Consider the following 26,466-nt stretch of genomic DNA (forward strand, 5'->3'; position numbering starts at 1 on the left):
AGTATAAAAAAACTCCACAAATTAAATTTCTAATAACAACTCCATGGAAATTCATTATTTATCAGAAAAAAATAGTGTGCTTAACCACTTTTTGAGTCAAATTCGGAATATCGAAGTTCAAAAAGACAGTATGCGATTTCGCAGAAATATTGAACGCATTGGAGAGATTATGGCTTATGAAATGAGTCAGTCTTTTCATTACAGAGATATTGAGATAACAACACCTCTTGGCGTCAAAAAAACAACTGAAATTGCAGATCAACTAGTTGTATGTTCCATTTTAAGGGCAGGATTAACTTTGCACCAAGGTTTTTTGAACTATTTTGACAATGCCGAAAATGGTTTTATTTCGGCATACAGACACCATCCAAACCATGACGATTTCTTTGACATACTAGTGGAATATCAAGCTATTGCTGATATTAATGGAAAAAATGTTTTGTTGGTAGACCCAATGTTGGCAACTGGTCAATCTATAGTGGCTGTTTTTAACAAACTAATGGAAAGAGGTACCCCAAAAGAAATCCATATCGCCGTTATTATTGCAGTACCTGAAGGCATTTCGTATCTAAAACAAAATTTACCTGACACCTGCCATCTTTGGATTGCCTCTCTAGACGAAAAACTCAATGATAAAAGTTATATTGTTCCTGGTCTTGGAGATGCAGGAGATTTGGCTTATGGAGATAAACTATAATTGAGAGAAAAAAGTAAAAAAACTACAAACCAAAAGGACAAACATAACGATTTCCTCTTTCAGTTTTGGTTGCGATATTTCAATATGAGAAGTAGCCATTATTGACAACGGCGCAAAAGTAAAGACTAATAGTTCATTACTTTTATTGGCTGATAAAACAAAGACTAAAATACCGATAAAAAAAGAAGCTATTACTTTTTTATACGAAGAAAGCAATACCAAAGGTCTGCTAGACAATGTTGAAAACATCGATATTACAAAAAACAAAGCGATTGTGACATAAATAGAAAAAGCTGCATTTTGATAATTATTGGTAAAATAGTCAAGACTTAAGCTGATTTTGCTTTTCTCCAGCAAAAAAGCGATACTGTGAAAATCAAAAATTAAAGAAAATAAAAGAAATAAAATTGATACTCCAAAAAGAGCAATAAAAGGAATAACCCAGTTTCTATAATCTCTGGAAACATGGAATATTACGGATATAAAAACCAAAAGAATATACAAAATGCTCCAAAATTGAAATAAAGCCGCTATAAAAATCCATAATGAGGCGTCAAAAAGTTTCTCTTTTGTTTCTTTTAATGTCTGCAAAGAAACAAGCCTTCTAAGAGCCAATAAAATAAAAAAATTGGCTAAAATCAGATTAGCGTTATTTAATAAATTTGGGAAAAAAAGCAGGAATAAAAAATAAAAAAATGCCGTGTAAGTACTGTCCCTACTCAATCCATTGCGTTTCGAAATAAAACTGGAAAGAAAAATAGTCCCCAACAAAATCACTAGTAGTCCTATACTTTTTAAAATAGAAATAACTGAATTTGTCCAAGTAGCATCTTGGATTTGATATAGAAAAAAGAAAACTAGCATTAAAATAACTACCAAAGAAAAATTTAATGGTGTAGATTTTTTAAAAACACTTGTTATCATAAGGATATTTTATACTTTTGTGACTGTAAATATAATACTTGTTTAAAAAGGAATGGAACAAGATTAAAAAAGATTCAATAGAAAATTTAATTTTTTGATGTTCTAAATTCCAAAACATAAAATAATAAAATAAAAGAGATACATTATGACATCATTTTTTGAAGGAATACAATACTTATTTGTAAACATTTTATTCGCTCCTTTAGACTTTTTACGTTCATTAGAGCTTAAATCATGGTTTGGTGCCAATACTATCAACTGGATCTTTATGATTATTTGTTCAGTTGCTATCGTTTATTGGATTAAACAATTGAAATTACAAAAAGAAAACGGAGAAGAAGATCAAGACACAACGGCTCATTCTTTTTTGGAATAAAAATCAAATCCAACTAAAATCAAAACACGAATTGAACTTACTATTTGTTCAATTCGTGTTTTTTATTTTTAGATTAAATCGAATCCTATATCTTTTCTAAAATTCATTTTTTCAAAATGTAATTGATTTACATTCTTATATGATTTATTTAAGGCTTCTTGAAAATTATCTCCATAGGAAGTAATTGCCATGACCCTTCCGCCGTTAGTTACCACATTTCCGTTATCCAATTTGGTACCTGCGTGAAAAACAATAGAACCAGTAACTGTTTCTAATCCAGTAATTACCTTTCCTTTTTCAAAATCTTCAGGATATCCGCCAGAAACAATCATAACTGTAGTGGCACTTCTTTCGTCAACTTCCAAGTTGAATTCGTCCAATTTTTCATTGGCTACAGCCAAAAACAATTCAACTAAATCCGATTTTAATCTAGGGACAACAACCTCTGTTTCAGGATCACCCATTCTCACATTGTATTCAATAACAATTGGTTCGTTATTGACATTAATAAGTCCTATAAATACGAACCCTTTATATGGAATTCCGTCTTTTTGAAAACCTTCGATAGTAGGTTTAACTATACGTGTTTCTATTTTCTCCATCAAAACAGCATCTACATAAGGAACTGGAGAAACTGCTCCCATCCCGCCCGTGTTCAAACCTGTATCGCCTTCGCCTATGCGTTTATAATCTTTGGCTGTTGGCAAAATTTTATAGCTTTTTCCGTCCGTCAACACAAAACAGCTCAATTCTATTCCATCCAAAAATTCTTCAATAACTACTTTTGAACTTGCTTCACCAAATTTTTGGTGTACCAACATATTTCTTAATTCAGACTGTGCTTCGGCCAAATCCTGAATAATTAAAACTCCTTTTCCTGCAGCCAAACCGTCTGCTTTCAATACATAAGGAGGTTGCAATGTTTCCAAAAATTCACATCCTTTTTCAACGGTTTCAGCAGTAAAACTATCATATGCTGCTGTTGGAATTTTATGTTTCATCAAAAATTCTTTGGCAAATTCTTTACTTCCTTCTAATGTTGCCCCAATTTTTGAAGGCCCAATTACCGGAATGTGTTTTAAAGCTTGATCATTTAAGAAAAAATCATAAATGCCTTTTACCAACGGGTCTTCAGGCCCAACAACTACCATTTCTATATTTTTTTTGATTACCAATGCTTTTATGGCTTCAAAATCAGTGGCACTGATATCAATGTTTTTTGCAATTTGAGCAGTACCAGCATTTCCAGGTGCTACAAAAAGGGTGTCACAAAGTGGACTTTGAATCATTTTCCATGCAAAAGCATGTTCTCTTCCTCCTGATCCTAATAGTAAAATATTCATGATGTAGTTATTTAGTTGCATTGCTGTCTTTTGACAGATGGTGCAAAAATAATTGCTTTTGAACGTAAAAAATAATTATATGTCAAAAAGTTGTAACTAAATCACCAATAGTTGTGGCTAAATATTATTTTTGACAAAATTAACTCCTCCAATGTTCAAAATATTCGACTTAACGCTTCAAATAAATGGTTTTCCTATGCAGAAAGCCAAGTCCGAATTGCAAAAAATAATTGCCATTCCAGAGGAAGAATACAGTCATTTCATTGAACAAAAAAAATTGGAAATCGTAAATTTTCATTTAAATAATAATCCTTTTTACCAGGAATTGGTCGGAACCGAATCTTTAAAAAATTGGTCAGATTTACCAATTTTGAATAAGCGAAATTTACAGAAGCCTTTGAAAGAAAGATTATCTTCTGGTTATACCGAAAAATCCATTTACCTCAATAAAACATCAGGCTCAAGCGGTGACCCTTTTATTTTTGCCAAAGACAAATTTTGCCATGCCTTGACATGGGCTTCCAATATATATCGTTTTGGCTGGTATGGAATTGATTTTAATTCTTCCTATCAAGCTCGTTTTTATGGAATTCCATTAGATTTTATTGGAAACAAAAAAGAAAGATTCAAGGATTTTTTGAGTCACCGTTATCGATTTCAAATATTCAATTTATCAGATAAAATTTTAGAGCGCTTTTTAAATGATTTTAAAACCAAAAAATTCGACTACATCAATGGTTACACGAGTTCAATTGTTTTGTTTGCTAAATTTTTACAACAAAAAAATATTGTTTTAAAAACTATTTGCCCGACTTTGAAAGTCTGTATTGTAACTTCTGAAATGCTTTTTGATGAAGACAAAATCCTGTTAGAAAAACAATTTGGCATTCCTGTTGTTAACGAATATGGAGCTTCGGAATTGGATTTAATTGCATTTCAAAATCCTGAAGGAGAATGGCAAGTGAATTCCGAAACGCTTTTTGTAGAAATTTTGGACGAAAACAATACTGTTTTGCCTTACGGAAAAGAAGGTCGTGTCATTATAACATCTTTGTACAACAAAGCACATCCTTTTATTCGATACGACATTGGAGACACTGGTATATTGGACGAAAAAAGCACACCAAAAAAAACAATTCTGAAAAAATTAATTGGGAGAACCAATGATATTGCCATTTTGCCAAGTGGTAAAAAATCGCCTGGGTTGACTTTTTATTACGTAACAAAAAGCATTGTAGAAGACGATGGAAACGTAAAAGAATTTGTCATCAAACAAACTAAAATCGATACTTTTGACATTGAATATGTGAGTAAAACCGAATTGAATTTGGAACAAATTCAAAAAATTGAAGCCGCAATTGCATTATATTTGGAAAAAGGGCTCGTTTTTACATTCATTAGAAAAGAAAAACTGGAGCGAAGCAAAAGTGGAAAATTGAAACAGTTTGTTTCGTTACTACAATAATTAGAGGTCGCAAATTGCGACCTTAAAGAAATTTATGGAAATTTATGGAAAACGAAATACTGCTTTCTGAAGAATTAATTTCTAATAAAATTTACTTTATTAGAAACCAAAAAGTGATGATTGATGTTGACTTATCTGAGCTTTATAATATTGAAACTAAAAGATTAAACGAACAGGTAAAAAGAAACTTATCCCGATTTCCTGATGATTTTATGTTTCAACTAACTGAAAATGAATTTCAGAACTTGAAGTCGCAAATTGCGACTTCAAGTTGGGGTGGAACTAGAAAGTTACCTTATGCCTTCACAGAACACGGTGTTCTTATGTTGTCTAGTGTTTTGAAAAGCGACAAAGCAATTCAAACCAATATTCAAATTATGCGGATATTCACCAAAGTGAGACAAATGCTTTTGGATACCACTGATTTAAAAATAGATATTCTTCAGATTCAGAAAAAATTAGAAAATCACGACAAAAATATCGAGTTGGTTTTTTCCTATTTGGATGAATTGTCCGAGAAAAAAGAAAATGAGAAACCAAGAACAAAAATTGGTTACAAAAAATAACATCAAATGAAAATCACCATAGTCGCAGGCGCAAGACCCAATTTTATCAAAATTGCACCCATCATCAAAGCAATTGAAAAAAAGCAAAATGAAGGAGCAAACGTTTCCTATCGACTGGTACATACCGGTCAACATTATGATAAAAACCTAAGCGATACTTTTTTTGAAGAATTAAATATTCCGAAACCCAACAGTAATTTAGATGTGAAAAGTGGTTCGCAAGCAGAACAAACCGGTGCCATAATGATAGCTTTTGAAAAAGAATTACTTCAAAATCCTTGCGATTTAGTTTTAGTGGTTGGCGATGTCAATTCGACGATGGCTTGCGCTATTGTAGCCAAAAAACAAAACATAAAAGTAGCTCATGTCGAAGCCGGAATTCGTTCCGGAGATATGACAATGCCTGAAGAAATCAATAGAATAGTTACCGACAGCATCACTGACTATTTCTTTACCACCTCAACCTCAGCATCCGAAAACTTGCTAAAATATGGTGTTAACGAAACCAATATTCATTTTGTGGGCAATGTGATGATTGATACTTTATATCAAAATCTAAACAAAATTTCCGCGCCACTTTTTTGGGATAAATTCCAATTGGAAAATGGAAACTATATCATTCTTACCCTACATCGCCCATCAAACGTGGATGAAGAACAATCTTTAATTCAATTACTCCAAGGCATTGATAAAATGGCTGATGACAAAAAAGTCATTTTCCCCATTCACCCAAGAACAAAAGCTATTTTGGGAGAAACAAATTTGAAATTGAAAAACATTCTTTTTGTCGAACCGCAAGGTTATCTAAATTTTATGTATCTCATCAAAAATAGTTTTGCTGTTATTACTGATTCTGGTGGAATTTCGGAAGAAACTACCGTTATGGGAATTCCTTGTTTTACAATGCGAAATAACACCGAAAGACCCGAAACACAAAGCATTGGAACCAATACTTTAGTAGGAACTTCAATCGAAAATTTGAAAAAATTATTTGAAGGATTTCTTAAAAATGGAAGAAAAAAAGCTGGAATTCCAGAACTTTGGGACGGAAAAGCCTCAGAGAGAATTATTGACATCCTGCTTAAAAAATAATGGAAGAAATCCTCATCATATCGAATTATTATCCGCCTGAAAAAGGTGCTGCTGCTAATAGAATAGAGCAATTGGCTCTTAAATTAAATCAAAACAATTACAAAGTTTCCGTTCTTTGTCCTCTGGGAAATTACCCAAAAGGTGAATTATTTCCTGAATACAAAGGGAAATTTTCGGTAACGGAAAATCTTCAGAATATTACCGTCAACCGACTTTGGATCTACCCAAGTGTTAGTAAAAACATCTTCAAAAGAACGCTTTCGGTTTTGTCGTTTTCTACTATGCTTTTTTTCTATTTATTGTTCAAAAAAACACCACATAAAGTTGTCGTTCAATCGCCCCCTTTATTATTGTCGTATGTCTCAGTTTTAATTCTTTCGTTAATGCGAAAAAAGATAACCCTAAACGTTTCTGATTTATGGCCTTTGGCAGCTATTGAATTGAAAGCACTGAAAAATGGAAGTTTTTCACATAAAGTTTCTTTATTTTTTGAACGATTTATATATTCAAATGCAACTTTAATATTTGGTCAATCTAACGAAATTATCACTCACATTCATTCTTTTTTTCCAGAAAAAAAATGTCATTTGTACCGCAATTTTCCCGAACATCAGACAACGAAAATGTATTTTACAACCAATATAAATGAGCCCATAAAAATATTTTATGCAGGATTGTTAGGCTTGGCACAAGGTGTTTTCGAATTATGCCAAAAAATTGAATTGCAAGATGTCAACATCGAATTGCACATTTTTGGCGATGGAGCTGAAAAATCACAAATCGAGGATCTTATCAAACTAAATCCTGAGAAAAAAATCTTCTTCCACGGAATGTTGGAACGCAATATTCTACACGAGAAACTAAAAACTTTTGATATTGCTATTGTTCCGTTGAAAACAAGAATTTACGGCTCTGTTCCTTCAAAAATATTCGAATACGGGGCATTGGGCTTTCCTGTGCTTTATTTTGGTGGTGGTGAAGGAGAAGCGATCGTGAAAGAAAATAATTTAGGTTGGGTTGCGCAAGTTGGAAATTTTGAAAGCTTAAATACTGCTTTAATCGAAATCTCAAAAACAGGGAAAGAACCCATTCAAATGATGAAAAAACAAATCTTTGAATATGCCAAAAATCATTTTAATCTCGATTTTCAAATTAATGACTTAATCAATAAAGAGGTGTTTTAATATGCTTTTTTGTCGCCTTTTACAGTATTATAAATGGTGCTGAAAATGATTTTAAAATCCAACAAAAGTGACCATTTTTCTATATAAAAAATATCATACCTCACCCTGTTTATAATGTCGTTGTCTGTTTCAACTTCTCCACGAAATCCTTTTGTTTGTGCCAAACCCGTTATACCTGGTTTTATAAAATGACGCACCATAAATTTATCGATACGTTCTGCATACATATTGGTATGGCTTACCATATGCGGCCTTGGTCCAACTACAGACATATCTCCCAATAAAACATTAAAAAATTGTGGCAATTCATCCATACTCGTTTTTCGGATAAACTTACCGACTCTTGTTATTCTTGAATCATTTTTGGAAACTTGTTCAATATCTGCCAACTCATTTATTTCCATAGATCGGAACTTAAAACAATTAAATTCCTTGTTATTTAATCCATTTCTTTTTTGAACAAAAAATAATGATCCTTTGGAATCTAATTTAATAATAATGGCCAAAACAGGTGTCAACCACGACAATATACCTAATATGATTATTGTTGAAAAAAAAATATCAAAAACTCGTTTGATAATTTTATGTAAGGATTCGTCTAGCGAAATTGTTCTTTGCGAAATTACTGGAATGTAATCATAATATTCGAAAACTGAATTTAAAGAAAGTAATTGCTTTTGATTTGGAATAAACTTAAGTGTTTTCAAATTATTATCTGCAAAAAATATAAAATCTTCTAGCTGCTTACTTGATAAATCAGTCACAGAACAATAAATTTCGTCTATTTTATTGTCTAAAATAAAAGAAAGACTTTCGTTTAGAAACTCAGATTTATGACTTTCCAAATCAAAAACTTTTATCAATTTATACCCATAATCTGGGTTTTCTTCAAAAAAATGCTGCAAAGGATTAGTGCTTTTTTCTTTGCCCACAAGAACCACTGTTCTAAAATTACCTCCAAATATAATTCGGTACTTTCTTAAAAAAAAATAAATAAATAATTTAAAACCAAGAACCAACACTACCGATTCTGTTGTGAATAATAGTATTGTAGATAAACTAAATCTCTCTGGGTAAAAATAAGCAAGTGCAAGACAACACGTTGTGAAAGCCACAGCTTGCTTCAAAGTACAGTTCAAAATAGCAATTACTTTGGTGTATCTATAGACCTCGTAAAAACCTAAATTGGCGGCAATAATAAACCATGCACAACTGATAAAAAGAGCGTAAAAGTCTTGAAAAACAGGAATACCCGAAAAATATGCAGCAAGGAAATTGATAATTATCAAGTCCAAAATGCGAGAAAAGGGTCGGATGTAACCTGAATATCTTCCTGTTTTAGCTTTCACTAATTAATATACTTAGAAAAATCTTTATGTTCCTCTTTGGATAATTCTTCTTTGGATAATGATTTGAAATAATCATACGTTATTTTCATTCCTTCAGCACGATTTACTTTGGCTTCCCAACCCAGTAATTCTTTCGCTTTAGTAGTATCTGGCTGACGTTGCAAAGGATCATTTACAGGTAAAGGGAGATAAACCACTTTTTGATTCGTTCCTGTTAATTTTATAATCTCCTCTGCAAAATCTTTGATGGTGATTTCATCGGGATTGCCAATGTTTACCGGATATACATAATCCGAATGCAATAATCTAAAAATTCCTTCTACTTGATCATCTACATAACAAAATGAACGTGTTTGCATTCCGTCTCCAAAAATAGTCAAATCTTCTCCACGAATGGCTTGTCCGATAAAAGCAGGGATAACACGTCCATCATTAAGTCGCATCCTTGGTCCGTACGTATTGAAAATTCGAACAATTCGAGTTTCTACTCCATGAAAGGTATGATACGCCATCGTGATAGATTCCTGAAAACGTTTGGCTTCGTCATACACTCCTCTTGGTCCAATTGTATTTACGTTTCCGTAATATTCTTCGGTCTGTGGGTGAACTAGAGGGTCTCCATACACCTCGGATGTAGAGGCTATAAGAATTCTTGCTTTTTTTACTCTTGCCAGACCTAATAAATTATGTGTTCCCAACGAACCCACTTTCAAGGTTTGAATTGGAATTTTAAGATAATCTATAGGACTTGCTGGTGAAGCAAAATGCAAGATATAATCAATCTTTCCGGGAACATGTACAAACTTTGTAATGTCATGATGGTAAAATTCAAAATGCTCTAATTTGAACAAATGCTCTATATTTTTTAAATCACCCGTGATGAGATTATCCATTCCTATTACATGATAACCTTCTTTGATAAAACGATCACATAAATGAGATCCCAAAAATCCTGCCGCTCCGGTGATAAGTATTCTTTTCATGGTTGATATATACTACTGTAATTAACTTTTGTAATACGCGCAAATGTACTAAAATATTTTACCATTTAATTTACTGATAAATGATTAAGCACTAAACATTTCGCCATCAAATCATGTTTAATTAGATTTCAAAAACCACACTATCGATCAAAAAAATTATATTTGGTCAACTTTAAACTATTTTTGTCCCAATAAAATTAGCAATTTTGAAAGTTGTCCATGTAATTGAAGCATTAGGAGGAGGCGTTTATACTTATTTTAAAGACTTGTCCTTTTATTTTGGAGATGATAAAGTAGTAAAAGAGATATCTACTACCATTATCTATAGTGGAAATCGTAAAGAAATCGATCCTGAAAAAATTGAATCTCAATTTTCAAAAGGGGTATCGTTGATCAAAATAAATATGGTTCGCGATTTTTCACCAATTCAAGATTTTAAATCCATTCTTCATTTACGAAAAGAACTTCAAAAACTAAATCCAGATGTCATTCATCTTCACTCTTCAAAAGCTGGTGTTTTAGGAAGGATTGCTTGTTTTTTATTGTTCAAAAGAAAAAAAATATTTTATACCCCGCATGGTTACTCTTTCCTTAGAACTGACATTTCAAATTTGACAAAAAAAACATATTGGTTAATTGAAAAAAGTTTTCAGCAATTATTTGGCGGTGTAACAATTGCATGTGGAGACACGGAATATGAAATCGCAAAAAAAATCGGAAAATCAATGTTGATTCGAAATGGCATCAATATTGAAGAGGTTAGACTACAGCATTTAAAAACTCAAAACCAAATCTTAACAATTGGGATTGTCGCCAGAATTACCACTGCCAGAAACCCAGAACTATTCAATGCGATTGCGTTGCGTTTTCCTGACTTTAATTTTGTTTGGATAGGAGACGGTGAATTAAATTCAACATTAACAGCACCCAATATAAGAATTACAGGTTGGTTCATGGATAGAAATGAAGCGTTGAAAGAACTCAATACCATAGATATTTATATTCAAACCTCTCTTTGGGAAGGACTCCCTATCGCCGTTTTGGAAGCAATGGCTATGAAAAAACCAGTTCTAGCAACCAACGTTATAGGCAATAAAGACATCATTTTCCATAATGAAACTGGCTTTCTTTTTAATGAAATTGAAGAACTTGATTGCTTTCTAGAACTATTAAAAGACGATAAAACTCGAAATCAATTTGGCGATAATGCCTTAAAAAGATGTAATGATTTATTTGATAAAAACAAGAATTTTACAGCTCTTGCTGCTCTTTATCAACACTAACTTTTTGTTGCAACCAATAACTTCCAAAAATTGACAACCAAAGCCCACTAAAAGCGATACCGTCAAAACGCAACAAAAAATCATCGGTGAGATTGGAAGTGAAGAAAAGGAAGAAAAAAGAAAGTACTACTGTGTTTTTTAAACTACACCCCAAATAGCCAATTGTAAAAATATAAAGCAACACAACGAAAGGGCCCAATATTCCAAATTTGATTAAAAAATCAAGAAATTGATTGTGCGTTGGAAATTCATATTTTGCCAAAAAATGCTGATTTGTTTGCTTGTAATATTTGACTAATTCTGGTTTTCCATCTGATGCGCCCACACCAAAAAGAATATTTTTTTTTGCAAGTTCCCAACCTGATTTCCAGATAGAAACTCGAGTTACAAGGGAATTAAATACTTTGGCTTCAGGATTCTCAATTTCGTCAAGCTTCCCCACTTTATCCATATAAGCAAAGGTTACCGACGAATATTTCTCTTTCATATAGGGGTTATTTTGAACAAAAATGTAAAGTATGCCACCCAATACAAAGATTAAAACTACTAAAGTCCCGATTACTTTTTCAAAATTGAATTTACGAATCCCTTCGCCGAAAAAAACCAATGCAAACCCAACAAATACATTAAACAAAGCCATTCTTGTATTAACAAACAGCACAAAGAAAAAGGAAAGTACAAAAACTAAAATACTCCCCATTTTAAGTAATCCCTTTTCATGTAACCGAAAGGAATTAAAAACAAAAAAAAGACAGCTAATCGATACAAAAGCCAAATGCATATTTAGTGCCGGTGCATGAATACCAATGCTGTTCGAAAACTCATATCCCATTTCCCATAAATCATTACCTTTTAAATATTTATAAATCAATTCAGGATAACAAATAATGAATCGGATGAAGAAAAAAAATATAATTCCAGTGGTTATCACACTATAAAATCTAAGAATTTTTAGAAATTGAATCCTTTGATAGTTTCCCAAAATAAATAACGAAAAAACAAGAAGTGAACTATATTTTTCTAATGATTTTAACCCTTTAGAAAAAGAATCATTGTTCCAAAACATTACTATTTCCAGTAGTAATGGAGACGCAATAAGTAATACTAAAATCAAGGATTGTTTGGAATAATTTAGCTTTTTAATAAAAACCAAATTAAAAACTGCAAATAGTATAATCAACAAAGTACAGGGTTTTCTAAAAATCATTGTAATGGCCAATACTGCCAGAAAACCGTTGACTATTTTATTAAAGTTTTTTTCTGAAATGGTCATAATATAATGCATAATAAATTAGAGGAAAAACACCTATTTTGTGTCGAACTGCCGACCCTAAATCAGGTTCGAAAACACCTTGAACAATGAAAAATGCAAACAAAATAAGCAATATCCAAAGTTCCTTTTTGTGCGTATCTCTCGCTGCAATACATCTGGAAAATCGCACAAGCAGAATGTAAAACAAAAAAAGCTGCCAGATAACAAAAACCAATATCTGAGGAGAAAAAATATACTTGAATCCGTTGACCGGAACATTTACTGAAAAAAAACCGTATACAATGCCAATCGTTTCTCCATACCATGTATCTGGTTTTACTGGAGATATAATGCTGGAATTTGCATCTACACCGCTTAATCTAGTATTATTTACCACTTCTCTACTGATTTCAGAGAAATAATGCCCTGTTACCAGTCCATAAATTAAGGATAAAAATATGGCTATTACTATTCCGTAAAAAACAGTCATCAATGTCCTACTCTTAAAATTTACACCGCTTATCCCATACATTACAACAGCAATAATCGGAATCAGAAAAAAATAAGGGCGATATAAAACACCAAAAAGTGCCAGCAAAAATAAAGATGAAAAAAGCGCTGTGCGAAACGAAATCTTCTCATTTAAGAATAAAAAAACAATCAGGGAAACAAACAAATACGTAATAAATTCTTTCGAAGGCATCGACATAAAAATGGCTATCATCAAGATTCCCAGATAAACAAGTATGTTTTTTATATTTAATTTTTGGAAGTCAGTTGGAATTCCAATTTTATACAGCACATACATCAAAATGGGAAATTGAATCAATCCAACTATTGAAAAAGGCAAATACCGCAACCCTGTAATTTTATAAAATAAAATAGTAAGTGGATAACTCCCAAAAAATCCAATTTCATTGCCCTTGTCAAGTGCAATAGTAACTGCATCATAAAAAAATCGTTTCGGCAAAACATAGAATGCAAGAACCGTTACCAATAAATTGAGTACAAATAATACAATAAAAGTCGCTGTACTTCTTTTGATCAAAACTTGCATAATTATACTATTGTTTGGCACAAATGTAGGTGTTTATCAACCATAATTTGAATGTCATATTGCTCTGCTCTTTTTAAACATGAATCTACAATTTCTTGATAATACGTTTCATTAGTCATTAGTTTTTCGATTGTATTGGCTAAATCCCTTGCGTCTCCTAGTTTGAATAAAACACCCGCATCTCTAACTATTTCTTTCAAACCTGGCACGTCTGAAGCCACAAATGGTTTCCCTGAAGCCATTCCTTCAATACTCGATAAAGACAAACCTTCATGTCTTGAAGATAAAACAACCACATCGGCTGATTTTAATAATCTTGGCACATCCATTCTTAATCCTAAAAATACAACACGATCCTGCAGTTGAAGTTCTTCAACCAACTTCTCACTTTTTATTTTAAGGATACCCTCTCCCACCAAAATAAGCTTTACGCTTTCGGGCAAATACTTTAAGGAATTAATTATTGTTTCTTGGTCTTTTTGTTTATCGAATCGTGCAACCTGTATCATCACAAAATCATGAGAACTAAAAAGATTAGAGATTTCATTTTTAAAATACGGTTTTGCCGCATGGATTTTTTGTAAATCAATCCCATTTTCAATAACAACAAATTTAGATGCTTTTAAACCTGTATAATTAATAAATGTATTTGAAATTTCATTTGAGACACAGATTACTCTATCATAAAATCGATAAAAAAATCTATCAAATACAGCAATCAAACGATTCTCTAATCTTGGATTTGTCGAGTTGTGTTCTGTTATTATTAATTTTATTTTGGAAAAAGACAAAATTTTTGCCAAAACGACCCAATATTGAGATGGAAATAAATGTACGTGAGCTATATCGTATTTTTTTAGATACGGAATCAATTTAAAAACCAGCATCGGATTATAGACCGATTTTAAACCCAAAGAATAAATCGAACAACAACCTGTTTCTTCCAAAGCATTCATAAAAGGACTTGAAGCACCATTTAACAGCAATAGGTCAACTTCAATTCCTTTAGATTTATAAATAGGGATAGTATCCAGAAGTAATTTCTCGGCGCCTCCAGATGCTAAACTATTTATAATATGTACTACTCTCATTCTTGAATTTTAGTTCAAAAAAACATTCACTTTGTCCTTTTTATAAATCACAACAGCTGTAATACTATTCCAGAAAATAGAACTAACGGCAAACGCTGTTGCGGCTCCCGTCATTCCATATTGAGGTATTAATAATCTATTCAGAATAAAATTTATAAGCACAGCAACAATCAAAATGATTTGAAAAACATGCTGTCTCCCGGTCATGTTCAAATAAACGGGTGCAGTTCCAAAGGCAGAACAAATTCCTTGACCTATGATCAAAATCAACAAAGCATCCTTGGCGGCGACGTATCCCCTTCCAAAAAATCCTAAAATATACTCTGGAAAAAAACAAATGATAAGTACCGCTGGAAAAGTCAACAGGAAAATTAAACGAGTTGCATGCTGAGTTACCTTTATCAAATCTGCCTTGCTCCTGCTGAAAAAATATTCAGAAATTTTGGTCGATACCGTAATATTAACCGTAATAATTACCATTGAAAGAATCGTCATTAATTTTGTAGCCACCGAATAAAAGGCAACGGTTGCATCATTTCTATATTTCTTTAAAAAAAGAATATCAAAACTCATTAACAAAAATAAAGCCATGCCACTGATAGCGATTGGATATGATTTTGCGAATATTTCTTTATAGGTGAAATCCGTAACTTTATTCTCAATTTTAGCTTTACTGAAATAAATGAAAAGTATAATTGTTGTTATTAACGAAAGAAGAACAAAACCAACCAAGAAAACGGTAACCAAATAGTTTTTTTTATCAAAATAAGACAATAAAATTGCCCCAACAATCAAAGGAATATATTTAATGGTATTTCTAAAAAGTTCTGCAATGTAAAAATGATCCAATGCCCTAAAAACTTCGGTATTCAAAGTCGTTAAACCATAAAAGAACAATATCATTATTGATTTTAAAAGAATGTCATAAACTCCACGATCCGAGAAATAATTGTTTACAAATTGTTCGTCAATAGACCAAAAAACACATAAAAGCAGAATTGACATCAATAACAACAATCCAACCATTTTCGCATATACTTTTTTAATTCCTTCTAAAGTATTTGATCCTCCTAGTCTTCCTTTAAAATACAAAACAGACTGATCGCAGCCCAACAAGCAAATACTGCCAACTACCAATAAAAAAGAACGAACAAAATCATATTGTCCAACAATTTTAGGAGGATATGTTTTTGTGAGAAAAACGGTAAAACCAAATAACGTTATTACACCAAAAACCCTCAAAATCAAAGTGATCAAACTTTGTTGTACAAATGGATTTTTATTGATTTTCAGTAGTTTATTCCGTGTTTTTTTTAACATATTTCGTTCTCCATGCTCATTATTATTTCAAATTTGCATTGGCTTTCAGGGATTGCTTTTTGTAAAAAGAAATGAAAAAGCTAAAGAAAACAAAAAGACCTACAAATACTAATGGTAATATAAAAATGAGTTTCCATTTAAATATTTTATTGCTTTTTATGTTTAAAACCATTCCTTGCTCCCTAATGGTTTTTCCGGTATTGTATTGCTCAATTTTTAATTTGTCGATTTCACCACATAAAGAATCTTTGGTTTTAATAATCTTATCCAGATTCAAATTTTCATTATAATAAATGAGTTTTTCATTGCCTGATTGACTTGTGTTTGCACTAGAAAATTTATTTAAAATCCTATCTATTTGAAGAATTGTTGCCTCTTTTTCTTTTATATTGTTTTGGATATTCTGAGAATTAATTTTTTTAAATGCTTCATAATACACACTTGTATTCAAAAAATTTAAGATTGGGTCGATTGTGTTTTTTTGAACTATTATACCATTGGCATTTATCTTAATACTATGAAAATTATAATATTTCCTTAAAGTTGTATCCTTAACAATTGTATTTAAACTCTCATTTTCTTTCATCAATTGTAATAATTGAAACTCTTTATCCTCTTTATTAACAAGATCATTTACATTTAAAATAGGCGCAACAGAAATAGATGCAATTTGTAATGGATTTTGAATGCCAATTGATTTTAAAAACACCGTATCTTGCAATTTAATTTTAGAAGCTAAAAAATCAATTTTAGCATATAAATAATCGGTACTTTTAAAATTAGGAGTTACAGTAATTTTATTAACATATGTTTTTTGAGCTGAATCCAAATACTTTCCAATCCCGATCCCAATAACAATCAAAACAGCTACAACAATTGCATTTTTTACAAAAAAGCGAATGATCCTAAACAACGAAGTATTAATCCATTCGAAGAAATCCCCTATTCTGCTAAAAACAGTCAGTAAATCAATTTCAGGGTTCTCGGGATTATTTTCTTTTTGTACGCTCATGCTGTATTTTTATTTTATATTAAAAATTTGTTCCAATATTTTAATCGTAATCAGATAGGTTGGTTTTACACCCGTTGTTCCCAAACCTCCTGATGCGAGTGTACTTCCTGTTTCCAATGGATTATCAGAAGCATAATAAGCATAACGTACTTTAATATCATGAGGAACACTTTTTCTAATTTTGGAAGCTGATTGAATCGCTTTTTGGTAATAGGAACCTTCCATTTCCAAACCAATAACACCCCAAGTCGATTCATGAAAGAACTTTAATAAATCCCTGTTTTGCAATGATGTCCCGAGAACCGTAACCATTGGTCCGGCAAAAACAGCAATGTCATTGCCCTCAAACATGTCAGCGGTTAACTCATTTTTAAAGAAATAATTATCAGCCGTTCCCTCATTGATATGGGCATTCGGAATCATAATATCTCCTTTTCCTCCTTCCAGAATTCCAGCTTTTCCCATAATGGAAACCGATTTTACGTTAAGCAAAGTCTCTTTTTTATAGGGTTTCAATAACTCGTCTATCGTTTCATACGCTTGCTCTCCAAAAGCATAATCCATAACAATGATAACTGGTTTTTTCTCCCCTAAATCAGCCTTTGGAAAAGATGTTTTTGCCCAATCTATTTTGCCCGTATCAAAAATTTGAACGTCTATATTGGTTCCGGAATTATCCGGCAAGAAAATCATTCCTTGTTTTAATGCAACTGTTTCCACTTGATTGCGAAGCTCATTCGCCCCTGACTTACTCAATTCTTCGTAAATAAAGAAATCAGCCTTATCCTTGAACTTTGTTTTCAAAATAGGTGTGGCAAAAATGGAATTCATCACCGAGTGCATATTGGCACTAATCACATGAATGGGTCTATCCAACAACTGATTGGCTTTCAAAACTTCTTTAATGTTGGTTGCCCAAACTTCTCCGTGAATATGATGTCCCAAACGCTCTCGCAGAATAGGACTAAATGTAATCGTTCTTTTATTACTGTCAACAACTTCCTCTATCGCAAGTTTTCCCAGCCAATAAATTACATGCAAAAAACGATCCGGTGCAGCTTCACTTCCAAAAGAATCATAAATATCCAAAACTTCTTCGAAAGTTCTGCCCAGAATATTGGCGGCATGAGAAATAGCTTTTTCTTTTTCGACCAAGGTCAATTTCTTGCTTTGGGATACTGCAATTTCCAATTTTGTCCAATCACGGGAAACTTCACCGGCATCATCCAGTAAAATTCTATTTTTAATTTTATGGGATTCGATGAAAATAAACGTCAAATGGGTCAGAATATCATAAATGTCTGATCGCCCTCTGGTGATTTCAACATTCATTTGTTCTTCGTCTATACGATAGCAATTGCGGCGTCTTTTTGGTGGAACTATCGCTTTAAAATGCGATTTAGAATATCCTTCATCCGAAGTTAAATTAATAAAACGGCACTCCTCAATTCCGATGGGCAGACGTTCTATAACGTATAGAAGTCCATTTAACTCAACTTTTTCTTCGGCAATATTTCCATAAATCTCAGGTCTTAGGGCCAATAAAGCTTCTCTTAAAGTGTCCCCGGAAATTCCCATCGGTTTGTAAAATCCTCTATTAAAAAGATGGCGCATCGTGATGTACATTTTTTCAATGGCAGCCGATGATTCTTGTGCTCTGGATCTGGATATATTTTTAGTCTCTTTCATGCTTATATTCTTTTATACCCTCAAATGTATAGTTTTTATTTTTGGTTTAAAACACTTACAATACTCCTATCGTTAGAAAGTCTTGGAATTTTATTTTGTCCGCCCAACTTTCCAATGGATTTCATGTAGTCTTGAAAACCGTTTTTAACCACTTTGGTAATAACCAGTTTTTTCAAAACATGCCCCACAATTAAATCATCATAATAAATGTTTTGTTTTCGCATGGCATTGTCCAGCGCTTCCGCAAAAGTGTCATTATCGTCCGGTTCATTTTCAAATTCGATAAACCATTCATGGTACGGCAATCCTTCAATGGGTGTGATTTGTGGTGCTACTGTAAATTCATTGACACTTACGTTTGTTCCAACCATCGCTTCCTTCAAAGCGTGTTCAACCTCTTTCCCGATAACGTGTTCTCCAAAAGCCGAGATATAATGTTTAATACGACCCGAAACAATAACCCGATACGGTTTCAATGATGTAAATTGAACAGTGTCACCAATATTGTAACCCCAAAGTCCGGCATTAGTAGAAATAATCAAAACATAATTTACTCCCAACTCCACTTCTCCAATAGTATATCGTTTTGGATTTTCGGTAAAAAAGTCTTCGCTCTTTATAAATTCGTAAAAAATTCCAGAATTCAGCAACAGCAACATTCCTTTTTCTTTTTGGGAATCTTGGTAGGCAAAGAAACCTTCAGAAGCTGGAAATAACTCGATACTGTCTACTTTTCTACCTATCAAATTTTCAAATTTGGCTCTATAAGGTTCGTAATTCACACCTCCGTAAATAAACAAATTGAAATTCTTGAAAATCTCTCCTACGGGCTTTTCTGCTCTTTGTTGCAGTTTTTCAAAATACATTTGCACCCATGACGGAATTCCCGAAATCACAGTCATATCTTCCTTGATGGTTTCATCAACAATGGCGTTTACTTTGGTTTCCCAATCTTCAATACAATTGGTTTCCCATGAAGGCAGTCGGTTTTTTTGTAGATATTTGGGAACGAAATGAGCGACTATTCCAGACAATCTGCCTAGTTTTATTCCGTATTTTTCTTCTAGAATAGGGCTTCCTTGCAAGAAAATCATTTTACCGTTTACAAAATCAGCTTTTTTTGTTTCATGTATATAAAGCAAAATTGCATTTCGGGCCGCTTCAATATGATATGGCATTGATTCCTTGGTCAACGGAATATATTTAGCCCCCGACGTCGTCCCCGAAGTTTTGGCAAAATAAAGTGGTTTCCCTTTCCAAAGAATATTTTCTTCTCCTCTTACCACTCTGTCCACATAAGGTTTCAAAGCTTCATAATCACGAACAGGCACTTGCTTTGCAAAATCTTCATACGTTTTTATTTGGTCAAAATGATGGTCTTTACCAAATTGAGTTTGCTTGGCAGTCTGTATCAAACTTTGGAAAACAGCTTTCTGGGTTTCAACTGGAGAATTGGCCCAAACTTGTGTCTTTTTATATATTTTTTGTGCAAATATTTTTGCTGCAATCGATTTTAGTGACATTCTTTGGGCTTTGTTTAAAAATTGTAATGTTCTATTATAATTCCGAAGCAATTCGGATTATTTTTTATTTTTTTGGCTCTTCTCTTTTTGGGAGGCTGGGAGAGTATTCTCTTCTTTTTTCACTCTTTCCCTTAACTCCTTTTCTTTTTCGGAAGGTGATAAATCTACTGGTTCAGGGGCTTCTTCACTGCTTGAAAGTATAGAATCTTTGTTGAATTTGGCGTATTCTAAATCACCATTCAGTACTTTTTGAATCGATTTTATATAAGCTTCATTTTTCTTCAAAGCCATTGTAAGTGAATCTGATTTTAATGCCAAAACAGTTGCATCTCTCTTTAATTTAGAAGATGAATAACCGGGAATAAATTCTCGTAAAGGAGTAAAAGCAATCAAAACGGTTGTAATCGAAATCAAGAAAATAGCACCCAATGAAAGCGAAACAAAGACACTCATAATGTTCAATTTGAAAGAAAAGATTTCCTCAAAAGTATCCTCATTCAAAATTATTAATCGGTTTTTGATTAATAATCTGTCAAAAAACTTCTTCTTTTTTAATCGATTTCTGGACATGGCATTTGTTTAAGTCACAAATATAATAATTTAAAGCGTTGCCAACACTAGCCTCTTCTTAGTAGTTGAATTCCTAACCTCATAATTTTATAAAATATTTAACGCTGTCAAAAGCAAATAAATCAATCAAAATGAATGCGTATTAAGTTATTCTATATACATTTGCACATTAGATTTATTACAAATTTGCTACGGCATTAAATATTCAATCATGGGAAGATTAGGTTTACCAGAAATCCTTGTTATATTGGCAGTTGTTTTATTACTTTTTGGAGGTAAAAAAATTCCAGAATTAATGAAAGGCTTAGGAAGCGGTGTTAAAGAATTTAAAAACGCAGCCAAAGACGATCAGCCAGCTGACAAAAAAGAAGAAGAAACGAAATAAGAATTTTTATAAAAAATTCCTAAATCTTAAATTCCAAATTCCAATATTTATTTAGGGAGTTTGGAATTTTCTATTTAAAAAAAAGCCTTTTCAAGAGTTGAAAAGGCTTTTTTTTGGCAACAAAATTAACTAATTTTTATAGGTAACTCCCATATCTTCAATCGAGAAATGATCTGTCAATAGGTGCAATAAATGATCTCTTAGCTCAATATATTCAGGAGTTTTTACGATTTCAATCTTATTTCTCGGCCTTGGCAAATTTACCGTAACAATCTCGCGAATAGTTGATGCTGGGCCATTGTGCAAAACCACAATTCGGTCTGACAAAAACAGTGCTTCCTCAATATCATGTGTAATCATCACGATGGTTTTTTCTCTGTTATTCAAATTCCACAATTTCAAAACTTCGAGTTGCATAGAACCTTTCGTTAAGGCATCCAATGCGCCAAAAGGTTCATCCATCAACAATACTCCAGGATTTATGGCAAAAGCTCTCGCGATGGCCACTCTTTGTTTCATTCCGCCCGAAAGTTGTCCTGGCAATTTATCTTTATGTTGAAACAAATTAACCATTTTTAGGTTTTTAATCACGATTTCGTGTTTCTCAGCTTTGGAACAATCCATAACCGAATCCACCGCCTGAAAAATGTTGTTTTCCACCGTTAACCAAGGCAATAGCGAATAGTTTTGAAAAACAATTCCACGATCCGGTCCCGGACCTTTGATATTTTTATTGTCTAAAACAACCGATCCACCAGTTGGGGTAAGCATCCCGCCTATGGCATTCATAATAGTTGATTTTCCACAACCCGAATGTCCAATGATGGATATGATTTCCCCTTTTCTGATAGAAAGATTAATGTCTCTTACTGCAATGTATTTCCCTTTTGGGGTTGGAAAAGAAATTTCCAAATCTTTTATTTCTAAATAGCTCATCTTTTCTAGTTTTTAAGTTTCTGAGATTCTAAGTTTCTAAGTTTTTTTGGAAGCAGAAGTTTTTAATTTTTAAGATATGTCCTCCCGCTATCCGTTGCAATCTCTAGTGCTGAACCCCAGCACTAGAGGTTTTTCACTACTATCGGGGCTAAAAATCAGCATTCTGTTTTTTTAAGTTGCTGAGTTACTCAAGTTGCTAAAATCTTAGAAACTTAGCACCTTAGTTTCATAGCATCTTCCTAAGCTTTATACGATACTTTGTTTTCAATCATTGTAAAAAACCCGTCAAAAATAATTCCCACAAATCCGATGATGATGATGGCTGAAATCACTTTTTCAAGGCTTAACGCATTCCAGCTGTCCCATACAAAAAATCCAATTCCTGCGCCACCCGATAGCATTTCGCCGGCAACAATAACTAACCAAGCAACACTGATGCTCAATCGCAATCCTGTAATAATGTGTGGCAAAGTGTATGGGAAAACTACTTTGGTTAAATATCTCCATTTTGAAAATCCAAAAGCCTTGGCTACGTTTTTATGGTCTTGCGGAATGGTGCTCACCCCAAAAGAAGTATTGATCAGTGTAGACCACAAAGAGGTAATAAATACTATGAATATTGTTGCCATTCCCGTGTCTTTGAAAACAACCAAACCGATAGGAAACCAAGCCAAAGGCGAAACCGGTTTCAAGAATTGAACGATCGGATAAAATACTTTTTTAAAAAAAGAACTCGCCCCAATCAAGATTCCGAAAGGAATTGCAAATAAGGAACCTAATGAAAACCCTAATAAAACGGTTTTGATGGAAACAAACAATTGCAGTCCGATTCCTTTGTCGTTGGGTCCATAATCATAAAATGGGTCGCTTAACATTTCATATAAAACCTTTAGAGTTACTGTTGGTCCAGGAAGAGAATCCTTTGTATAATAACTTAATAAGCTCCAAAATCCACAAAAAATAGTCAATCCAATACAAGCAAATACAATTGATTTTGCTTTTTCTAAAATATAGATTGACGCATTTTTAAGGCTTTCTTTCTTAATTACTTTACCAAAAGTGTTGAGAAGTGAATAGCTTTCTACTATTTCTTCTGTTTCGATTGTTGCTGTAGTTGAATTTGACATAATTATAGATTTTAATTTGATATTTGTGTTTAGTGTTGGTGTTTACTGCCTCTATTATTGGTACGACCTACCAATAGTGCTGGTATTTACTACCTCTATTATTGGTAAAAACCACCAACAGTACTGGTATTTATTACCTCTTTTATTGGTACTAAATACCAGTACTATTAGTCTTTATTACCCCTTTTATTTGTATTAAGTACCAACCCTATTAGTATTTATTACCTATTTTATTCGTATTAAGTACCAATAGCATTGGTGTTTACCACCTTTTTTCTATGAATTTTAATCCGATGCGATCCTCAGAATAGAGCAAGGAGGCATAGGGCTCGAAATAACCCCGCCAAATATTTTAATGCTTTACCACTTTTAAATATGCTGATGGATTCGATGGGTTGAACACCGTTTTGTCCATCGTGAGCGAGAAGGGTTTCATATCATCCGTTGGGATTTTGATCTTCATGCTTTTGGCCACTTCTTCGTATAAATCCTGCATGATTAGTTTATCTGCAATCGCTTTGTAATTGGGTTCTTCTTTCAAATATCCGAATCGGACAAATTGTGCCATAGCCCAGATTGCGTAGGATTTACGAGGATAGTTTACGGTTCCCCCTTTGTAAAACAACATATAATCTTTATCATAAACTTCAGTTCCTTGGTTACAGCCCAAGTTATAGTCTCCCATCAATCTTCCTTCGATAACATCGGCAGGGGCATTTACATAAGGAGCTTTCCCAATGATGGCGGCGGCTTTCTTGCGATTGGCAGGATTATCCAGCCAGATGCAGGCTTCAAGAATCGCTTTCATAACTTTCTTTAAATCTTCGCGACGTGTTTCGCTAAATTCTTTATTCACAACCAAAGCTTTTTCCGGGTGGTCTTTCCAAATATCTTGAGAGGCAATCTGTGTAAATCCAATTCCTTGTTTTACGGCAACACCGCCCCAAGGCTCTCCTACACAGTATCCGTCCATGTTACCCACTTTCATGTTGGCAACCATTTGCGGAGGCGGAATCGTGATGATTTTAACCGCTTTTTGATTTAATCCTGCCAATGACATCCAGTTTCTCAACCATAAATCGTGGGTTCCTCCTGGGAAAGTCATGGCGAAAGTCACTTCTTTTTCGGCTTTCAATTTGGCAGCAACCACTGGAGTTACTTTATTCATTTGTTTGAATCCTACTTTACCGCAAAAATCATTCGATAAGGTAATCGCTTGACCGTTTACGTTCAGCATCATTGCGATTTTCATTTCAGAACCAGCCTTTCCTCCTACTCCTGTGTACACTGAAAAAGGCATCGTGTAAAGACAATGAGCTCCGTCCAATTCGCCGGTTAAGATTTTGTCACGGACATTGGCCCAAGATGTTTCTTTGGTTACCACAACCTCAACTCCGTATTTTTTGAATAATCCCAGTTCTTTGGCCATTACGATTGGCGAACAATCGGTCAAGGGAATGAAGCCTAGTTTGATAGGTTCGCCGGCAATTGGCGGTTTTGGATTTGTTTTGAAAGAAGAGAACAAAACCACGCACACTACCAACATCAAGGTGGTAAAAAGTGTGCCTCTATTTTTTTTAGTTTGTATCATTTTTTTAATTTTTAAATCGTTAATTCAATTACTTTTTATTCAAAAAGTTGGGTTTAATATTCACCATCACATACGCCCATTGCGGAGTAAGATTGGCATTAGTCACATTTTTAACTTGTGCGGATGCCATTGAATTTGTTGCTTGCATTACAGAATAACCTGCTTCAATATTGATCATTTTAGTCATGTTATAAGACATTTTCAAATCCAATTCTGTTCCTAAATAGCTCGTTTGTTTTCCTCCTGCTCCGTTAGATAAAGAGTTTGCCGATTCAAAACAGTGGATATCAGCAAAAAGCGTAAGGTTGTCTTTCAAATTGTATTTGGCTTTCAAGAAGTAGTTTAGCAAACCTTGAGCTCCGAAACCGCTTGAAGCGTAGAAATAATCCATAGTTCCCCAAAATTTGTGAGGCGTTCCATAAAGCGGATCAAATTGATTGTTCTCTGAAGTCGCCGTAACGGCTTTTGTTCCGTCGTTACCAGATAAATAATCAACACCAGGACCTACAAATAATTTTCTTCCTACCTGTAAAGTCGATGTAATCGAAGCCAAATTACTGCTCAAACTGCGACCGTTTTTGTCATGTCCAAATTGGTGATACAAGCTTCCTTCGAATTTCAATTTTCTAGTAGCATTCACATTATAATAGAAACCTGTAGTGTTGCGCGTCCAAATTCCTTGTTCGTTAACTTTGGTTGTCACCGCTGGAGTTCCAGCAGTTACATTGGTATATTTGTTAAAATTATCGCTTAGGAATAAAAAGGAAATGTCTCCAAAGAAAAACTTCTTAGCGATATAAGCATATTCCAATGATTTATAATTAGTCCCTAAACCGTTGGTTCCAGCGGTATAACCTGAAGTTGCAGCTGGTACACCATTATAAATTGTTCCCGCCAATAATTCTTTGTTTTGGTTAAAAGCGGCTCCAAAATCGGCTGTCCATCCTTTGTTAAAGTATTTCAAAACAATCGCGTCATGGTAACGAGCTTGTTGCAACCAATCCAATGCTCCAATTACCTTTTGGTCATCATACGAAATCTCCTGACGTCCAATTTTCAAGGACAAATTTTGAATACTGCTTACTGTATCATTCAGCATAATTTCACCCCAGGCTTCGTGCAATTGAATTCCATTATTCTCAGCTATCGTTGTTCTGTTAATGGTTGAAGCATCTTGCCCCCAAACTCGAACATCTTGTACGGCAACAAAAAATTTGAATCGGTATCCTGTAAACCCAACATTCAATCTTGTTCTTTGTGAAGTAAAAACTGCAGTCTCGGCATCTTTTGATTGCAAAGTGCTGTAACCGTCTCTAAATTCTGTTCTTGGTCTAAATTGTCCTGATGCTGTTAACTGAGCATTTGCAGCGTTATAACCAAACAATGTTATGGCCAAACCTAATAGTATCGATTTTGAATTCTTTCTCTTTTTAAGTGCTTTTATTTTTTGTATTGTGGTTGTAATCTTTTGCATGGTAAATTGGTTTTGATTAGTATGAAGCAAATATACATACGTATTAATACTTACGTATTTACTTTTTACAGTCTAAAACCTCTTTTTAACACAGCAAAAATTATTCTGATAACAACTTATTTACTGCGTTAACGCAAATAATTATTGTTAAGCCTTATAATTATTGACACCAACAAA

24 protein-coding genes are annotated in these 26,466 nt (G+C 33.3%); 8 read left to right on the forward strand and 16 right to left on the reverse strand.

Annotation, left to right across the window (positions count from 1 at the left end):
• The first annotated feature begins 43 nt into the window (after positions 1–43).
• Positions 44–697: a uracil phosphoribosyltransferase gene (gene upp / locus DOS84_RS01555; protein ID WP_111408343.1), complete on the forward strand. Its 654-nt coding sequence runs from the start codon at positions 44–46 to the stop codon at positions 695–697.
• Here upp and DOS84_RS01560 read toward each other — a convergent pair.
• Positions 692–1,621: a DUF6427 family protein gene (locus DOS84_RS01560; RefSeq protein ID WP_111408344.1), complete on the reverse strand. Its 930-nt coding sequence runs from the start codon at positions 1,619–1,621 to the stop codon at positions 692–694. The genes upp and DOS84_RS01560 overlap by 6 nt on opposite strands.
• Positions 1,622–1,766: 145 nt before the next feature.
• Between DOS84_RS01560 and DOS84_RS01565 the strand changes: the two genes are divergently transcribed.
• The gene (locus DOS84_RS01565; protein WP_111408345.1) at positions 1,767–1,997 is read left to right on the forward strand and encodes a DUF6341 family protein; all 231 of its coding nucleotides are present in this window, start codon (positions 1,767–1,769) and stop codon (positions 1,995–1,997) included.
• A gap of 68 nt (positions 1,998–2,065) precedes the next feature.
• Here DOS84_RS01565 and purD read toward each other — a convergent pair whose 3' ends face one another.
• Positions 2,066–3,340, reverse strand: a complete 1,275-nt coding sequence (purD, locus tag DOS84_RS01570; protein WP_111408566.1) for a phosphoribosylamine--glycine ligase — start codon at positions 3,338–3,340, stop codon at positions 2,066–2,068.
• A 151-nt stretch (positions 3,341–3,491) separates the two neighbouring features.
• Between purD and DOS84_RS01575 the strand changes: the two genes are divergently transcribed.
• Genes DOS84_RS01575 through DOS84_RS01590 form a run of 4 tightly spaced genes read left to right on the forward strand, consistent with a single transcriptional unit; the run spans position 3,492 to position 7,647 of the window.
• Entirely contained in the window at positions 3,492–4,805 is a 1,314-nt protein-coding gene (locus DOS84_RS01575) for a phenylacetate--CoA ligase family protein (protein WP_111408346.1), read from the forward strand.
• A gap of 44 nt (positions 4,806–4,849) precedes the next feature.
• Positions 4,850–5,371, forward strand: a complete 522-nt coding sequence (locus DOS84_RS01580) for an ORF6N domain-containing protein (RefSeq protein WP_111408347.1) — start codon at positions 4,850–4,852, stop codon at positions 5,369–5,371.
• Between the two features lie 6 nt (positions 5,372–5,377).
• Positions 5,378–6,463 carry a non-hydrolyzing UDP-N-acetylglucosamine 2-epimerase gene (gene wecB / locus DOS84_RS01585; protein ID WP_111408348.1) on the forward strand — a complete coding sequence of 362 codons (1,086 nt, stop codon included), beginning with the start codon at positions 5,378–5,380 and terminating at the stop codon, positions 6,461–6,463.
• Complete coding sequence (locus tag DOS84_RS01590; protein WP_111408349.1) at positions 6,463–7,647, forward strand: glycosyltransferase family 4 protein; 1,185 nt, start codon at positions 6,463–6,465, stop codon at positions 7,645–7,647. The genes wecB and DOS84_RS01590 overlap by 1 nt, the downstream gene beginning before the upstream one ends.
• Here DOS84_RS01590 and DOS84_RS01595 read toward each other — a convergent pair.
• Positions 7,644–8,996 carry an exopolysaccharide biosynthesis polyprenyl glycosylphosphotransferase gene (locus DOS84_RS01595; RefSeq protein ID WP_111408350.1) on the reverse strand — a complete coding sequence of 451 codons (1,353 nt, stop codon included), beginning with the start codon at positions 8,994–8,996 and terminating at the stop codon, positions 7,644–7,646. The genes DOS84_RS01590 and DOS84_RS01595 overlap by 4 nt on opposite strands.
• The gene (locus DOS84_RS01600; protein WP_111408351.1) at positions 8,996–9,979 is read right to left on the reverse strand and encodes a UDP-glucuronic acid decarboxylase family protein; all 984 of its coding nucleotides are present in this window, start codon (positions 9,977–9,979) and stop codon (positions 8,996–8,998) included. The genes DOS84_RS01595 and DOS84_RS01600 overlap by 1 nt, the downstream gene beginning before the upstream one ends.
• 206 nt (positions 9,980–10,185) lie before the next feature.
• On the opposite strand from DOS84_RS01600, the gene DOS84_RS01605 reads away from it, so the two are divergent.
• Positions 10,186–11,262: a glycosyltransferase gene (locus DOS84_RS01605; protein ID WP_111408352.1), complete on the forward strand. Its 1,077-nt coding sequence runs from the start codon at positions 10,186–10,188 to the stop codon at positions 11,260–11,262.
• Here DOS84_RS01605 and DOS84_RS01610 read toward each other — a convergent pair.
• The 8 genes from DOS84_RS01610 to DOS84_RS01645 are packed head-to-tail and all read right to left on the reverse strand — an operon-like array spanning position 11,231 to position 20,776.
• On the reverse strand, positions 11,231–12,535 hold the full coding sequence (locus DOS84_RS01610; RefSeq protein ID WP_111408353.1) for an O-antigen ligase family protein: 1,305 nt from the start codon (positions 12,533–12,535) through the stop codon (positions 11,231–11,233). The genes DOS84_RS01605 and DOS84_RS01610 overlap by 32 nt on opposite strands.
• Positions 12,510–13,571, reverse strand: coding sequence for a hypothetical protein (locus DOS84_RS01615; RefSeq protein WP_111408354.1), 1,062 nt, complete (start codon positions 13,569–13,571; stop codon positions 12,510–12,512). The genes DOS84_RS01610 and DOS84_RS01615 overlap by 26 nt, the downstream gene beginning before the upstream one ends.
• A 2-nt stretch (positions 13,572–13,573) precedes the next feature.
• On the reverse strand, positions 13,574–14,662 hold the full coding sequence (locus DOS84_RS01620; RefSeq protein ID WP_111408355.1) for a glycosyltransferase: 1,089 nt from the start codon (positions 14,660–14,662) through the stop codon (positions 13,574–13,576).
• Between the two features lie 9 nt (positions 14,663–14,671).
• On the reverse strand, positions 14,672–15,982 hold the full coding sequence (locus DOS84_RS01625) for an MATE family efflux transporter (RefSeq protein WP_111408356.1): 1,311 nt from the start codon (positions 15,980–15,982) through the stop codon (positions 14,672–14,674).
• A 22-nt stretch (positions 15,983–16,004) separates the two neighbouring features.
• A complete protein-coding gene (locus DOS84_RS01630) occupies positions 16,005–16,994 on the reverse strand; it encodes a hypothetical protein (protein WP_111408357.1) in 990 nt (329 codons plus the stop codon).
• 9 nt (positions 16,995–17,003) lie between these two features.
• Positions 17,004–18,683, reverse strand: a complete 1,680-nt coding sequence (locus DOS84_RS01635; RefSeq protein WP_111408358.1) for a DUF6909 family protein — start codon at positions 18,681–18,683, stop codon at positions 17,004–17,006.
• A gap of 35 nt (positions 18,684–18,718) precedes the next feature.
• Positions 18,719–20,206, reverse strand: a complete 1,488-nt coding sequence (locus tag DOS84_RS01640; RefSeq protein WP_111408359.1) for a GH3 auxin-responsive promoter family protein — start codon at positions 20,204–20,206, stop codon at positions 18,719–18,721.
• A gap of 57 nt (positions 20,207–20,263) precedes the next feature.
• The gene (locus DOS84_RS01645; protein WP_111408360.1) at positions 20,264–20,776 is read right to left on the reverse strand and encodes a DUF4868 domain-containing protein; all 513 of its coding nucleotides are present in this window, start codon (positions 20,774–20,776) and stop codon (positions 20,264–20,266) included.
• Positions 20,777–20,987: 211 nt separating this feature from the next.
• Between DOS84_RS01645 and tatA the strand changes: the two genes are divergently transcribed.
• Positions 20,988–21,161, forward strand: a complete 174-nt coding sequence (gene tatA, locus DOS84_RS01650) for a twin-arginine translocase TatA/TatE family subunit (protein ID WP_111408361.1) — start codon at positions 20,988–20,990, stop codon at positions 21,159–21,161.
• A gap of 129 nt (positions 21,162–21,290) precedes the next feature.
• On the opposite strand, the gene DOS84_RS01655 is transcribed toward tatA, so the two are convergent.
• From DOS84_RS01655 to DOS84_RS01670, 4 genes are all read right to left on the reverse strand, one after another.
• On the reverse strand, positions 21,291–22,097 hold the full coding sequence (locus DOS84_RS01655) for an ABC transporter ATP-binding protein (RefSeq protein WP_111408362.1): 807 nt from the start codon (positions 22,095–22,097) through the stop codon (positions 21,291–21,293).
• A gap of 239 nt (positions 22,098–22,336) precedes the next feature.
• Positions 22,337–23,224 (reverse strand): nitrate ABC transporter permease, encoded by an 888-nt coding sequence (gene ntrB, locus DOS84_RS01660; protein ID WP_111408363.1) that lies wholly within the window; start codon positions 23,222–23,224, stop codon positions 22,337–22,339.
• 352 nt (positions 23,225–23,576) lie between these two features.
• On the reverse strand, positions 23,577–24,815 hold the full coding sequence (locus tag DOS84_RS01665) for a CmpA/NrtA family ABC transporter substrate-binding protein (protein ID WP_111408364.1): 1,239 nt from the start codon (positions 24,813–24,815) through the stop codon (positions 23,577–23,579).
• Positions 24,816–24,843: 28 nt separating this feature from the next.
• On the reverse strand, positions 24,844–26,289 hold the full coding sequence (locus tag DOS84_RS01670; RefSeq protein WP_111408365.1) for an alginate export family protein: 1,446 nt from the start codon (positions 26,287–26,289) through the stop codon (positions 24,844–24,846).
• Positions 26,290–26,466: the final 177 nt, after the last annotated feature.

It is taken from the genome of Flavobacterium aquariorum, assembly GCF_003254745.1.
GTDB lineage: Bacteria > Bacteroidota > Bacteroidia > Flavobacteriales > Flavobacteriaceae > Flavobacterium > Flavobacterium aquariorum.

Coding starts and splice junctions, on each gene's coding strand:
- upp (WP_111408343.1), top strand. CDS start 44: ATGGAAATTCATTATTTATCAGAAAAAAATAGTGTGCTTAACCACTTT.
- DOS84_RS01560 (WP_111408344.1), bottom strand. CDS start 1,621: ATGATAACAAGTGTTTTTAAAAAATCTACACCATTAAATTTTTCTTTG.
- DOS84_RS01565 (WP_111408345.1), top strand. CDS start 1,767: ATGACATCATTTTTTGAAGGAATACAATACTTATTTGTAAACATTTTA.
- purD (WP_111408566.1), bottom strand. CDS start 3,340: ATGAATATTTTACTATTAGGATCAGGAGGAAGAGAACATGCTTTTGCA.
- DOS84_RS01575 (WP_111408346.1), top strand. CDS start 3,492: ATGTTCAAAATATTCGACTTAACGCTTCAAATAAATGGTTTTCCTATG.
- DOS84_RS01580 (WP_111408347.1), top strand. CDS start 4,850: ATGGAAAACGAAATACTGCTTTCTGAAGAATTAATTTCTAATAAAATT.
- wecB (WP_111408348.1), top strand. CDS start 5,378: ATGAAAATCACCATAGTCGCAGGCGCAAGACCCAATTTTATCAAAATT.
- DOS84_RS01590 (WP_111408349.1), top strand. CDS start 6,463: ATGGAAGAAATCCTCATCATATCGAATTATTATCCGCCTGAAAAAGGT.
- DOS84_RS01600 (WP_111408351.1), bottom strand. CDS start 9,979: ATGAAAAGAATACTTATCACCGGAGCGGCAGGATTTTTGGGATCTCAT.
- DOS84_RS01610 (WP_111408353.1), bottom strand. CDS start 12,535: ATGACCATTTCAGAAAAAAACTTTAATAAAATAGTCAACGGTTTTCTG.
- DOS84_RS01615 (WP_111408354.1), bottom strand. CDS start 13,571: ATGCAAGTTTTGATCAAAAGAAGTACAGCGACTTTTATTGTATTATTT.
- DOS84_RS01620 (WP_111408355.1), bottom strand. CDS start 14,662: ATGAGAGTAGTACATATTATAAATAGTTTAGCATCTGGAGGCGCCGAG.
- DOS84_RS01625 (WP_111408356.1), bottom strand. CDS start 15,982: ATGTTAAAAAAAACACGGAATAAACTACTGAAAATCAATAAAAATCCA.
- DOS84_RS01630 (WP_111408357.1), bottom strand. CDS start 16,994: ATGAGCGTACAAAAAGAAAATAATCCCGAGAACCCTGAAATTGATTTA.
- DOS84_RS01635 (WP_111408358.1), bottom strand. CDS start 18,683: ATGAAAGAGACTAAAAATATATCCAGATCCAGAGCACAAGAATCATCG.
- DOS84_RS01640 (WP_111408359.1), bottom strand. CDS start 20,206: ATGTCACTAAAATCGATTGCAGCAAAAATATTTGCACAAAAAATATAT.
- DOS84_RS01645 (WP_111408360.1), bottom strand. CDS start 20,776: ATGTCCAGAAATCGATTAAAAAAGAAGAAGTTTTTTGACAGATTATTA.
- tatA (WP_111408361.1), top strand. CDS start 20,988: ATGGGAAGATTAGGTTTACCAGAAATCCTTGTTATATTGGCAGTTGTT.
- DOS84_RS01655 (WP_111408362.1), bottom strand. CDS start 22,097: ATGAGCTATTTAGAAATAAAAGATTTGGAAATTTCTTTTCCAACCCCA.
- ntrB (WP_111408363.1), bottom strand. CDS start 23,224: ATGTCAAATTCAACTACAGCAACAATCGAAACAGAAGAAATAGTAGAA.
- DOS84_RS01665 (WP_111408364.1), bottom strand. CDS start 24,815: ATGATACAAACTAAAAAAAATAGAGGCACACTTTTTACCACCTTGATG.
- DOS84_RS01670 (WP_111408365.1), bottom strand. CDS start 26,289: ATGCAAAAGATTACAACCACAATACAAAAAATAAAAGCACTTAAAAAG.